Origin of the sequence: Flavobacterium faecale (assembly GCF_003076455.1) — a bacterium.
GTDB classification, from domain to species: Bacteria; Bacteroidota; Bacteroidia; order Flavobacteriales; family Flavobacteriaceae; genus Flavobacterium; species Flavobacterium faecale.
The window spans coordinates 1,959,147-1,973,112 of the sequence record NZ_CP020918.1 but is presented as its reverse complement, the minus strand read 5'-3'; the positions used below and the strand labels follow the sequence as shown (position 1 = coordinate 1,973,112).

6 protein-coding genes are annotated in these 13,966 nt (G+C 36.9%); 5 read left to right on the top strand and 1 reads right to left on the bottom strand.

The window, feature by feature from the left end; genetic code table 11:
- The first annotated feature begins 259 nt into the window (after window positions 1-259).
- The 4 genes from FFWV33_RS08665 (at window position 260) to FFWV33_RS08650 (ending at window position 12,750) form a co-directional block, all read left to right on the top strand.
- Window positions 260-1,258, top strand: a complete 999-nt coding sequence (locus FFWV33_RS08665; RefSeq protein ID WP_108740535.1) for a GntR family transcriptional regulator — start codon at window positions 260-262, stop codon at window positions 1,256-1,258.
- A 764-nt stretch (window positions 1,259-2,022) separates the two neighbouring features.
- Window positions 2,023-6,543 (top strand): LamG-like jellyroll fold domain-containing protein, encoded by a 4,521-nt coding sequence (locus FFWV33_RS08660; RefSeq protein ID WP_108740534.1) that lies wholly within the window; start codon window positions 2,023-2,025, stop codon window positions 6,541-6,543.
- Between the two features lie 345 nt (window positions 6,544-6,888).
- The gene (locus FFWV33_RS08655) at window positions 6,889-12,354 is read left to right on the top strand and encodes a LamG-like jellyroll fold domain-containing protein (protein WP_108740533.1); all 5,466 of its coding nucleotides are present in this window, start codon (window positions 6,889-6,891) and stop codon (window positions 12,352-12,354) included.
- 75 nt (window positions 12,355-12,429) lie between these two features.
- Entirely contained in the window at window positions 12,430-12,750 is a 321-nt protein-coding gene (locus tag FFWV33_RS08650; protein WP_108740532.1) for a hypothetical protein, read from the top strand.
- A gap of 49 nt (window positions 12,751-12,799) precedes the next feature.
- Here the strand turns inward: FFWV33_RS08650 and FFWV33_RS08645 are convergent, their stop codons facing one another.
- Entirely contained in the window at window positions 12,800-13,255 is a 456-nt protein-coding gene (locus FFWV33_RS08645; RefSeq protein WP_108740531.1) for a DUF4442 domain-containing protein, read from the bottom strand.
- 173 nt (window positions 13,256-13,428) lie between these two features.
- On the opposite strand from FFWV33_RS08645, the gene FFWV33_RS08640 reads away from it, so the two are divergent.
- A complete protein-coding gene (locus tag FFWV33_RS08640) occupies window positions 13,429-13,884 on the top strand; it encodes a DUF4870 domain-containing protein (RefSeq protein WP_108740530.1) in 456 nt (151 codons plus the stop codon).
- Window positions 13,885-13,966: the final 82 nt, after the last annotated feature.

The following is a 13,966-nucleotide window of genomic DNA, read 5'->3' as shown; positions in this document are numbered from 1 at the left end:
ATGACAGCTCTTGAAAGCCATCAGTATCAAATACAACAACTCTAGTTGCTCTTTTAACTGCTATTTGCATGAGATAAAGACAATTGGGCCACATCTCCTTTCGGTAATCATATTAATTACAAAAGCGGAACATAAATGCGATATATGTTTAAATTGCATTTTATTTTTATCAAATACGGAAAAGCAAAAATATTAAAATAAGCCAATCATACACACCAGTACCTACCAGTTTTTTAATTATCTTGCAAAAAAAAAGAATATGAAGGTTATTACAATCGAAAATAACTCGGGAATTCCGAAGTACAAACAGATCATTTTTTCTATCGAAAAAGCCATTAAAAACGGTTTGTTAAAAAAAGATGATAAGCTCCCTTCAATCAATAAAGTATGTTTGGAATTTTCATTTTCTAGAGATACCGTTTTACAAGCTTATGACGAACTCAAAAAGCGTGGTATCATCTACGCTATACTAGGTAAAGGCTATTACATTAAAAGTACGCAAGTTAGCATTCAGCAAAAGATCTTTTTACTGTTTGATGAGCTTAATATTTTTAAAGAAGATTTGTACAATTCGATCTTATTTAACATTGGAAAAGATGCCCAAGTTGATATCTTTTTTCATCATTTCAACCCTACTGTTTTTAATAAATTGGTAGATGATGCAAACGGAAATTACACCAAATACATCATCATGCCTACGAACCTACCCCAAGCAAGTAGTTTTATAAAAACCCTACCAGTTAATGATGTTTACATCTTGGACCAGACTAATGAAGATTTAAAATCGTATCCTGCCGTCTATCAGAATTTTGCAAAAAACATTTACGAAGGTTTGCAAAAAGGTAAAAGCAAACTCAAGAAATACAACAAGTTGATTATGATATTCCCCGGATTTAAGGAGCCAGTAGAAATGAAAATTGGTTTTGAAAAATTTTGCTTTGACCACTCCTTTGCGCACGAAGTCATCTCCACCTTCAAAAACCGTGAGATTCAAAAAGGGGAAGTGTACATCATACCCAACGATAGAGACCTTGTGAGCGTTATAGAAAAATCGAAAACGCAATCATTGCTGCTCGGCAAAGACTTTGGTGTCATATCATACAATGAAACACCCCTCAAAAAAATTGTCGAAAATGGTATCACGACCATTTCGACAAACTTTGAAGTCATGGGCAAAATTGTAGCCCAAATGGCTTTGAGCGACAAAAAAGAGCAAATTGAAAACGGATTTTCATTGATCAGTAGAAGCTCTTTGTAGCAGCGCAAGCCAAATAGTTAAAAACGCATGCTTTTCATGATGATTAATGGCCGAAAGAAAAGATCAGTCTGCAATTTGATGTTTTTAAATAAATCATATTTACTATCTATTAAGTATAAGATACGCATGGTAAAATACATGTTTTAGCTCGAAAATTAAAGAACACTACTAATCTGGAAGCATCTCTACCATGATGAGCTAAGCCAGGATTAGTACAAAAAACTTGCAAATAAATAGTAATATGTACATTCCTGTTAGAAGTAGGACACAAATGACAACCCTTTAAAATAAATTTTATAGCTTCTCCTACACAGGTGCTACAGGTCATACTCAGACGCTGTAGCATCTGTTTTTTTTTGATCGAATGTGTCTCAAAGAATTACTTTCGAAAAAAAATTAAAACAGTAATGAAATTTCAGCTTGTAGATATGCGACTCTACTTAACTCATTGATCAAAAGGACTTAAAAAACAACTTCACCAATACTTTTCGAAGAAGTACATCCTTTATAGCGCGAAAAACACTTTTAACAAGTTAAATAGTAATACATATTAAAATATATGTATTTCATCGGATTTACTATGCTTTTAATCTGACTTATAGCTATATTTGATCATTCGATACTATTTACAGCACAAATGGTCAAATTACAATTATCGATATCGCATACTAGATTAAAAATAGAATTTGCTCCCTAGCCTCCGTACAAAAGTTTCAAGAAGCGAATTTGTTTTTAGAATACAGTAAGATTAAAACTTCTTAATTATGGAAAAAAATTACTCAATCTTAAAAAATATAACTAGCATCTTGGTCTTGCTTGCCCTGCTATGCATGCCGTCAATAAGAATGTATGGACAACTTCGTAGAAACTTCACACAAAGAACATCTTCTTATTCTCCCTCCAAAGTCATCTACAACATTAAAGGTGATTTTACAATGATTGGAAACACCAATATGACTACTGAAACAAGTAGTGATGGTGTTGACAATACTTATAACGACATGTACTTTGTTGATATCGATGGCGACAGTAATACGTTAAATTCATCCTCTGCGACGCTTGGTTTCTCCACTGAAGGAGGAATTGCAGACCCTTCTTGTTCTAAAGTGATTTATGCTGGGTTGTATTGGACTGGAAAATCTGCAATTAATAATAATGCCCCCTTTAATGTTACCAAAAATGGCGTAACCAAAACATTTGATAAAAAAGTAATTAAATTAAAAGGTGGATCTGCAAGTTCTTACACCACAATTACAGCAAATTCAACTGATTTATATTATCCCCAAAATACTGATGATGATATTTTTGTTGGTTATAAAGAAATCACCGATTACGTAAAAACAAATGGTGTAGGGAATTATACTGTTGCCGATATCGCTTTGGTCGAAGGTAACAATGTCCCAGGATATTTAGGAGGATGGGGAATTATTATAGTGTATGAAAATCCAAAGATGAAAGATCGTGCGGTTACCATTTTTGATGGTTACGCTTATGTAGACTTAGGAAATACAGGAACGATTCCGATTTCTGGTTTCTTCGCCACTTTGAGCGGAAATGTAGTAATGAAATTGGGAGTTATGGCTAGTGAAGGAGATCGTAATAGAGCCGGTGATGCGCTTCAAATTTTAAAACTAAACAGTCCAACATCTCCATATAACAGTAGCAATTATTTAGCTTTGTCACATGCCAACAATACCACCACCAATTTTTTCAACTCCTCGATATATACAGATGGAAATACCAGAAATCCAAATTACCTTAATAATACAGGAATGGATATTTCGATGTTCAACGTTCCAAATACAGGAAACTCCATAATAGCCAATGGCCAAACCTCAACAACATTTAGATACAGTTCTGAAAATGACAAATTTTCAATTTTTGCTTTTGCCATGGCGGTTGATGCTTATATCCCAAAACCAATTGCGTCGGTAAAAGTAAATACCATTGGTGGAGTAACACCTACATTGCCCTTGACAGCATCACCTGGTGACGAGATACAGTATAAAATTGACATTAAAAACAATGGTAGTGAGGCTACCAAAAACACCATCCTAACGATTCCGGTGCCTACCTCTACCTTATATACCATCAGCAGTATTAGTACATCAAATATTCACAGTACGTTTTCACCTGCCAGTGCGCCTTATTTCGACAGTAGTTTGAATGCTATCATTTGGAATGTTGGCAACATTCCGTTACCATCTGACCCAGATACCTTATTAGGAAGCTTACTGTTCAAACTAAAACTTACTACTGATTGCGCAACTTTATTTAACATGGGTTGTGACAATGCAATTTCGTTAAACGGAATCATAGCAGGACAAGGCGCAATTACCAATGTTGGCTTTAGTGATGCTATTTCGCAAGGAATTGATTATTCAAGTGGTTGTTTTAATTTGATCGACAATCCTATTTTAGTCAACTTCAACAGTAGCAATAGTCCTTGTTTTGCTGCCTTGGCCGGACCTGACAAAGCACCACCCACTTGTGGTTTATCATCGGTAATCTTGGCTGCAACGGCCAATACAACTGGAACCTGGTCAATTTTGAGTGGTCCTGCTGGCGGAGGCGAAGTTTTTTCGAATGCCACAAGTCCAAATTCAGAATTTTCTAGTCCAAATTCAGGAGTATATACCTTGCGTTGGACTGTTCCTTATGGTGGCGGAGCATGCTCACCTATTGTTGACGACACTACCGTAAGCATAGGTATGTGTGACAAACTAGATTTTGACGGTATCAATGACCATGTTAATTTCGATACCAATTATGCTCTGAACTCGGGAGCCTTTACTATCGAAACTTGGATCAAACCAGGACAAACTAATGCTGCAGTTCAAACTATTTTTTCGAAAAGAAATGCAACCTCTTTAACCGATGGATACGATTTAACAGTGGTAAACAATATGATCTCTTTTAAATGGAATACAACTGGTTCTATTACTTCACTACATCCTGTAACCACAGGGAGATGGTATCATGTTGCTGTAACCTTTGATGGTTCTCTTTACAAATTATATATTGATGGTGTCGCTGTACAAATTCCAGTAATTGGAACAAATCCAGTTGCTAATAATAGTGCTAAATGTATTTTGGGAGCCATGGCACCTAGTACGACCTCTCCTTATTTACCAACCAATTTTTACAAAGGTTGGATGCAAGAATTACGTGTTTGGAATGTTGCCTTGACTGAAGATCAAGCACACCAAATGATGAATCAAAGAATTCAAAAAAGCAGCACATCTGTACTTGGTGCAACCATACCTTTGACAATTGATGGTTTGTCTTGGAATAACTTGCAAGCCTATTTCCCTATGAAACAAGCAAACGACCTTGTTAACGGAAACCTTTTAGACAAATCTGCAAGTTTGCGTACCGGTAGATTAATTGGTATCGAAAGTGCACAGCCAGAAAGTGCTCCCGTTCCTTACACCTCTGCTGCCAATACAAGTTGGGAGAGCAGCGCTACATGGACCTACGGGAACGTTTGGAACATTCCAAACACTCTTGGTGTAGACAACTTGACCCCTATTGATTGGAATATTGTTCGAACAAGCAATAACATTACTACCAATGGTAACAAAACCGTATTAGGATTGTTAATCGACAGTAATACTGTAAGTGCCAACACTGATAATAAGATCGAAATTTCAAAATATTTCAAACTTACTGGTAAACTTGATTTGGTTGGAAAATCGCAATTGGTACAAACAGAAGGTAGCATCCTAGATGTTGCAAGTGCTGGTTTTATCGAAAGAGACCAACAAGGACAAGGGAACAAATACAATTATAACTATTGGTCATCACCAGTGAGCCGTATCAACAGCACTCAAAACAATACGGATTATAGCATCAAAGACGTAATGCGTGACGGAACAACCACTACGCCACAAGATATCAACTGGATTGGTGGCTATGATGGTGCAACAACTTCACCTATAAGTATTGCTCGCTATTGGATTTATAAATTTGATAATTACACCAATGCCTATGCCAATTGGAATCAGATTTTTGAAAACGGAACCGTACGCACAGGGCAAGGTTTTACCATGAAGGGTAATAACGGTCCCAATACTACTCAAAACTATACATTTGTTGGTAAACCTAATAATGGAACCATCAATAACAATACTGTAGGAGCAGGACAATTATTATTAACAGGTAATCCATATCCATGTTCTATTGATTCGCAAGCCTTTATCAATGACAACAGTAACTCATTTGACGGCAACATCTACTTTTGGGAGCACTACACCTCCAACACTACACATGTGTTGCGTGATTACCAAGGCGGCTACGCAGTACTCAATTTGGTAGGTGGTACGCCGGCAACGGCATCGCTTACCAATCTAATAAGTGGATTGGGTACAAGCGTAAAAGGAGCACCTAAGCAATTTATTCCGGTGGGACAAGCGTTCTTTGTTTACGGAAAAGCATTGGGTGGTGGTAACATAACCTACAAAAATAGTCAAAGAGCTTTCCATAAAGAAGATGATGCACTTTATTCAAACATCACCTTCAGACCTTCAGCTACTGCAAAAACAGTAGGAACACCAAACAATGGCAATGACCCTGTCCCAGATGATAATCATTACAAAAAAGTGCGAATCGGCTATACCTCAGCAGTCAATTTCCATAGACAAGTGCTCTTAGGTTTTATGAATGACAAAGCTACTAGTGGTTTTGACAACGGTTATGACGCCTACAACTTAGATGCTTTCCCAAATGATATGTCATTGTACAACAACGGAATCAAATTAGTTATTCAAGGAGAAGGTTATTATGATTCGAATGCCACTTTTCCGTTAGCGATAAAATCAGATCAAACGGGTACGGTAACCTTTTCGATCGATGGTTTAGAAAATTTCGATGCAAATGATCACTTTTATATTCACGATGCAACAGATAATTCATACCACGAAATTACAAATAGTACTTTCCAATTGACCATTGATTCGGGAGAATACCTAAACCGTTTTTCGCTAACTTTCAAAAACCAGACTACTACTCTAGCATTAAGCCAAGAAAATTTTGTGGAAGCAAATGTAAAAATCATGCACATACAAAATAGTAATCAAATACTTATCGAAAACACCACCAATAACACTCAAATTAGCAATGCATCCCTATATGGTACTACCGGAAGATTGATTACCAATTGGAAAAACCAAAATTTTAACCTAAGCCGTTTTCAATTGCCTATTCCTAAAGTGAGCACAGGGATTTACATTGTAACACTTGAAACCACAAATGGTAAAATAAATAAACAAATTATTGTACCTTAAACATTATTATTGTTGTCTAACTCTTTTTATTTTTCGAAAGGTAAAAAGACTTAGACAGCATCATTTTACTAATCAAAACAACAGTAAATACCACAGAAAGAAACTTTTGATTGAAATTATAAAGATAAAATATAGCACAAACTAGCACATTATATAAATTTCATGACTTAAACGAAGAAAATACGCTCAAAATATTCTCGTTTCACCTTTGATTATCTACCATTCATAGAAAAACGTATGATTTAAAGCCTCCCTATTTTTAAAATGTATAATTTTATAATTAAATAATTTTAAAAACATAGCCCCAGCTCTGTTAAAGTTTTAAACCCCAAATCATTAACGTTCATGCCAAAAACTCTACCTACCTACTCTACTATTTACCTTTTTACGATCTTTTTAATCTCTTTTTTTGCACAAGCACAAACCTATACTAATAACGTTCCAGGAACCTATACAATAAAAGTACCTGCAGGTGTGATTACATTGCAAGCAGAAGCTTGGGGTGGAGGTGGCGCGGGAGCATCACGAAGAGCTAATGATGCTATTAGAACTAGTGGTGGTGGTGGTGGTGGTTATGCCCGTTCTGCAGGTATCACTGTTAATTCTTCTGCGAACTATACTGTTACCGTAGGTGCAGGAGGAACTTCTATTTACAACTCTTCGACTACAAATGTGACTAAAGTGCATGGTACATCATCATCCTTCGAATCTTTGGTGATAGCAAAAGGGGGATTAACACCATATCATTATGAAGATTTAGCTAACAGTACAGGCATTTACGGCTCAGGCCCTACTGGTGCAACAGGTTCAGTAGGCGCTATAACTTATAATGGTGGTAACGGTGGCTATGGTGTTTATTATGGTGTCAACTATGGCTCTATTTATTCTTCATCTGGCGGCGGTGGAGCTGGAAGTAATGGAGCTGGAAATAATGGAAGCAACGCCCCTGATCCAACCAGTTCACTACCTGTAGGTGGTGCAGGTTCAAGCGCGGGTGGTGGAAATGGCGGGAATGGTCGTTCAGGGGCTGGAAATGGAAATCCTGGACTAAATTACGGAGGCGGAGGCGGAGGTGTTTCTGATATTGGTTATAACGGTGGTCCCGGTGCTGGAGGAAAAATAGTTTTAACTTATAATTGTCCTAATTACACATTAGGATCAACGGCAGCAGCAGCAACTACACCCAATAATTCTAGTACCATCACACTTACGAGCACATCCTCTGATTTACCAATAGGAACATATTCTATAACTTATAACTTATCTGGAAGCAATACCGCAACTGGTTCTACTGCCACTATGGTCGTTAGTACAGCAGGTGCCGGAACTTTCGTGACCAGTCTCCTTGCAAATGTAGGGAATACGACCATCACAATAACTAAACTTAGCAGTGGAACAGGTGATGCATGCTCAACAACTTTGTCTTCGGCTAATACTGCAGTAATTAGTGTTGCCAATGCGCCTACAATTGTTGTTAAAGGAAACAACAAAATCATAAACAATGGAGTTACAACTCCTTCCACTCTTGACAATACACATTATGGGAATGTACAAATTTCAAGTGTTGCTATAACAAAATCTTTTACCATTAGCAACAACGGTACAGCATCGCTTATTTTAACTACTCCTCCTACCATCTCTGGAACAAATGCAAGTAATTTTACGATAGCAGTAACTCCTGCAACTACAATTGCAGCGGGCGCTAGCACCACTTTTCAAATTTCTTTTAGCCCAACTACACCTGGTCAAAAAAATGCAAGCGTAACTATTCAAAGTAATGATGTAACAAAATCTCCATACACTTTTGATCTACAAGGACAGGCAGTTCAATACTTTTATGATAGTGATGGCGATGGCATCCTAGATGATGCCGATGTAGACGATGACAATGATGGTATTCTTGATGCCACAGAAGAAGCCAATTGTAGAGCCATGAACGGTTATGCCGTAAATTACAAGTTTTTAAACGAAACGTTTGGCGCAGGTACAAACCGAGTGCAGATCAATACGACCTACGCCGCAACAACTACCTATTGTTTTCAAGACGCTACAACACCAACTATCTGTGAAGGTAGTGGCAACTCAGTTGATTTGAACGATGGTAAATATACTGTAGGCCCATCTGCTCAAATTGCTTCTTGGGCATCAAATATATGGTGGCTTGGAGGTGATCACACAGGTGATGTTAATGGGAGAATGGCTATTTTTAACGCATCCTACAATCCAGGCATTTTTTATACCGCTGAGATAACGGGCGCATTACCAAATATACCTATAACCTACAGCTTTTGGGTACTTAACCTTGATAGAAGCACTGCTTCTGGAAGGATAAAGCCAAACATAAATGTAACTTTTATCGATTTTAATGACAATGTCTTAGCTACAATTAATAGCGGTGATATCCAAAATGATGATACTTGGCACCGCTTTACGGCTAACCTTAACTTACCGACAAATGCCTTTAAAGTTGTTTTTACTAATAATAATGTCGGAGGACTCGGTAACGATCTTGCCTTGGATGACATTGTTATTACTCAAACCTTATGCGACCGTGACAATGATGGTATTGCCGATGTATTTGACCTTGATGCCGATAATGATGGTATCGAAGATGTTATTGAAGTAGGTTTAGGAAACTTGACCAACGGTACAGGCCGAATTGATGTACCTTGGGTAGATAATAATAATAACGGTCTTCATGATAGTGCGGATGGAACAGCAGCTTTACCTTTACCAACGCTTGATTCTGATGGTGATGGTGTACCTAATTATTTGGACTTAGACAGTGACAACGACAGCCTTTTTGACGTAGACGAATCATACGCAGGAAATACAAATGCTATTGCAGGATTTGAAAATGGGGATGGTGACATCAATGGTGACGGTGTAGGCGATGGTCCAGAAACAGAAGCTTTTAGAGAACAAGATCAAAATGGGGATGGTGTAGTTAGTCATTTTGGTGATGGAATCCTGGATGTTTACGATTACGGCACAGGAACTTCTCAATACGGAAATAGAAACCAAGGTATTTCGACAGGAAATCCTGCTACGACCTACTTGAAAGATACCGATATTGATGGTATACCCGATTATTTGGATGTAATGTCTAATAACACCACTTGGGACATTGCCAACACCATAAAAATATACGATTATAAAACATTAGACACCAACAATGATGGAGTAATTGACGGTAATATTGATCTTGATAAAGATGGAATCATCGATACTTTTGATACAAACGATAAAATATGGGGATCACCTAGAGACCTAAAAACAAAATTATTCTTGGATTTTGATGGCCGAAATGATTATGCAGAAAGTACTAACATTCTAGATAACCTGCCAAGCGCTTCTCTAATGGCATGGATCAATCTCAAAAGCCCATTTACAGGAGCTTCGTTTGTGGTAGGGCAGAATGATTTTCAAATTAGAATTACGGATAGTCAAAAATTATTAGCCAGAGTAAATGGAACAACCATAACTCACACTACAACTAAAATAGACGAAAGCAGATGGTACCACGTAGCTGCAATATTTGACGGCCCGAACAACATAATCAAACTATATTTAAATGGTACTATGGTTGCCTCTGAGGCAGCGCCTAGCTCTACTGGAGCCGATAGTTCAAAACTAACGATTGGGAAAAACTCTAGTAATGACACCATGTATTTCAAAGGAAAAATAGATGAAGTACGTGTATTCAACACTGCTCTTACTGAAAGTCAGTTGCAACGAATGGTGTACCAAGAAATCAATAATTCTGGTGGACAAATACGTGGAGAGATTGTACCAAAAAATGTAGCAACAGCTCCTTCTAGCCTGCCCTTTACCAATTTGTTGCGTTATTATCGAATGGACAATTACAAAGACGATATTATTGATGATTTGACGACTCCTGCCATCGATGTAACCGGAACAAAAATCTACAATCATAAGAATATTTATATTCAAGAAGCACCAATGCCTTTCTTGACCGAAAGAAGTGGCGATTTTGCAACAGCAGTAAATAGTCCCACCAAAGAAATTAATGGACAAGATATTATGGATCAGGATTGGTCTATTGTAAAGGTTTCACACGACATAACCGAAACAACAAACAACGTCGATTTAGGTATGTTTGTAGATGCTGGCAAAACCATCACTATGAACAATGACACGAAAATTGAAAACGACTGGTACTTAAAACTAGACGGAAAAATCGACTTAGTTGGAAAATCGCAATTGGTACAAACAACTGAGAGCGATCTTGATGTGACTAGTGCTGGGTCAATCGAACGTGATCAGCAGGGACAAGGAAATTTATACAATTACAATTATTGGTCATCTCCAGTAAGCCGAATTAACAACACACAAAACAATACCGATCACTCGGTTAGCGAGGTAATGAAAGACGGAACGACTACCACACCACAAAACATCAACTGGATTGGTGGTTATAATGGTTCGACTGGCTCACCAATAAGCATCGCTAAATTTTGGATCAACAAATTTGATAATTACGGATACGACTATGCGCAATGGGTACGCATATATGAAACAGGTACACTACGAGCGGGTCAGGGATACACAATGAAAGGTAATCAAGGCGCTAACACCACTCAAAACTACACCTTTGTTGGTAAGCCAAACAGTGGTACAATAGATAGCAATGTCGTATCTAACAATCAGATATTATTAACCGGAAACCCCTACCCATCTGCTCTAGACTCAAAATTATTTATTGCAGACAACACTAACTCCTTTGACGGGAATCTTTATTTTTGGGAACATTACACTACCAATAATACACATGACCTACGAGATTACCAAGGAGGATATGCTGCTCTTAATAATGTAGGTGGTATTGCTGCAGTTTCATCTAACGCGGCTTTAATTAGCGGCTTGGGGACAGCATCAAAAGGAGCACCAAAAAGATATATCCCAGTAGGTCAAGCTTTTTTTATCATAGGAAAAGCACCTTCTGGTGGGACAATCACGTATAAAAATAGTCAAAGAGCTTTTCAAAAAGAAGATGGGGGTGACTCAAATTATACATTCAGACCTTCAGCAACAGCAAAAACAAAAGGTACAGACGATAACGGAAATGATCCACTACCTCCAGGTGATACCTACAAAAAAGTGCGTTTGGGCTATACCTCTGCTGTCAATTTTCACAGACAAGTTTTATTAGGTTTCATGGATGATAAAGCAACAAGCGGTTTTGATTACGGATATGACGCCTATAATCTGGATGCTTTTCCAAATGATATGTCACTATATAATAATGGGTATAAATTGGTTATTCAAGGTGAAGGTTATTATAACAAAAATAATAGATTCCCATTGGCAGTACAAGCTGATCAAACTGGTAAAGTGATTTTCAGTTTAGACGGAAAAGAAAATTTTGACAACATAGACAACTTTTATATCTACGACAAAGCCACAAACTATTATCATAATATAAAAGCGAGCACTTATGAAGTTACAATAGATGCAGGAGAATATTTGGATCGCTTTGCTCTAACATTTACCAACAGTACTACAGAAAACACACTAGATATTACTGAAGCAACAACAACCCTAGCTGGCATTACCGTAAATCACATTCAAAACAGCTCTACCCTAGATATAACAAATACCACCACCGATGCCGTTGTCAAAAAAGTACAACTATATGATATGGCTGGTAAAGAAATAGCAACTTGGAAAACCGAAAAACAAACGCAAGCAAGTTTTCAATTGTCGTTTAATAAACTTAGTGCGGGTGTGTATGTAGTGGTAGTATATACCACGCAAGGTAAAATGAGCAAGCAAATAATTATCCCATAAAAAAAATTAACGTTATTTTTTGCTCAGCAATAACATTTAAATTTACATTTGAACTCAAAATAAATCCCCCTTAAAATGAAAAAAATAATAGCGTTGGTAGCCATTTGTTTATTCACAATAAACATGAGTGCTCAAGAAAAAAAATGTTGTGCTAAAAAAGAAGACTGCGCAAAAAATATGACTGCTAAAGAAGTAGCGGCATGTAAAGCAAAATGTAAGGCAGAAGGTAAAACGTGTGACGCCACTACCGCAAGTGCAAAAGCACATGCTAATATGACTCCAAAAGAAATCGAAGCTTGCAAAGCAAAGTGCAAAGCAGAAGGTAAAACTTGTGATGTTGCTGTAACCAAAGTAAAAAAAGTAGCAAAAAAAGAATGTTGTGCTAAAAAAGCATAACTACTAAATACCAAAAACGTCCCGAAAATTCGGGACGTTTTTATTTATATTACTTTTTGGCTCTGATACTCCATTCGAAATCCATTTCAGAAACTTGAGTTCCGCTTTCATCAGTACCAATTGATTTCATCCAAAAGGTCTGCCCTTCTCCCGTTTTTAATGTTTCCTTCAAAGCATCGGCAATCTTATAGCCATCTTTGCAAACAAAATTTATTCTACCCGTTGCTTTTTTGGTAAACACACCTTTGTTTTGAGCAACCAACATAGATACCTTTTTACCACTACCCTGTATATGGTTCATCACCAATGCACCTGTAGCAAGCTCTGCTGCCATGGCTTGAACCGCAAAATACATAGATTTAAAAGGATTTTGATTAATCCAACGGTGCTTAACTGTAATTACACATTGAAGCAAATCGATTTCTTTGGCGCGCACACCGCTTATATACGCTGATGGTAATTTGAAAAATAAAAAAGAATTTAGTTTTGAGGGTGTAAGTTTCATTTTCTGTGGTTTTTATGCTAAAATACAAAAAAATACTATGCGTACATACTATTTTTACATTTGTTAACTTTGTGTTAATTTCTAGTACTATGCAAAACAAGATACCTGCTTAAGGCATATCTTTGTAGAAGAAATGAATCAGGAATAAGTATATCACCCAAAAAGAAAATAATATGCAACCACAGAACGAAAACAATATCGCAGCAGTCACACACCTAAGCGCATTGGGACAATATATTTTTCCTTTTGGGAATTTTATTCTTCCCCTACTTTTGTGGAACTTCAAAAAAGACCAATCTGAATTCATAGACAAAAACGGAAAGCAGGTTCTTAACTTTCAATTCAGCATCTTCTTGTATACCATATTAATTCTAATCATCGCAGTTCCCATTTTACTTTTCACAATATTGAGCACAACTACATTTGATGCCGCTATAGAAAACCATGAGTGGATCTTTAGAAATTTAGATATCGGGAATCATATTTACATGTTAACGATTGTAATATTAGCAGCTATTTTACTAGCTACTTTAAAAATTGTAGAATTTGTATACATTATATACGGAACATTAAAAGCTTCAAACGGAGAATATATCAAATACCCCATGAGCATTCGTTTCATTCGATAAATCAGATAGAAAAAAAATCTGAACAACGGTGCCCTTCCTTTTTTCGATAATAAGTATCTTTAGATCATTCGAAAAATTAAAA

Excerpts from the sequence above, each read along its gene's own strand:
- FFWV33_RS08665 (WP_108740535.1), top strand. The coding sequence starts at position 260 with ATGAAGGTTATTACAATCGAAAATAACTCGGGAATTCCGAAGTACAAA.
- FFWV33_RS08660 (WP_108740534.1), top strand. The coding sequence starts at position 2,023 with ATGGAAAAAAATTACTCAATCTTAAAAAATATAACTAGCATCTTGGTC.
- FFWV33_RS08655 (WP_108740533.1), top strand. The coding sequence starts at position 6,889 with ATGCCAAAAACTCTACCTACCTACTCTACTATTTACCTTTTTACGATC.
- FFWV33_RS08650 (WP_108740532.1), top strand. The coding sequence starts at position 12,430 with ATGAAAAAAATAATAGCGTTGGTAGCCATTTGTTTATTCACAATAAAC.
- FFWV33_RS08645 (WP_108740531.1), bottom strand. The coding sequence starts at position 13,255 with ATGAAACTTACACCCTCAAAACTAAATTCTTTTTTATTTTTCAAATTA.
- FFWV33_RS08640 (WP_108740530.1), top strand. The coding sequence starts at position 13,429 with ATGCAACCACAGAACGAAAACAATATCGCAGCAGTCACACACCTAAGC.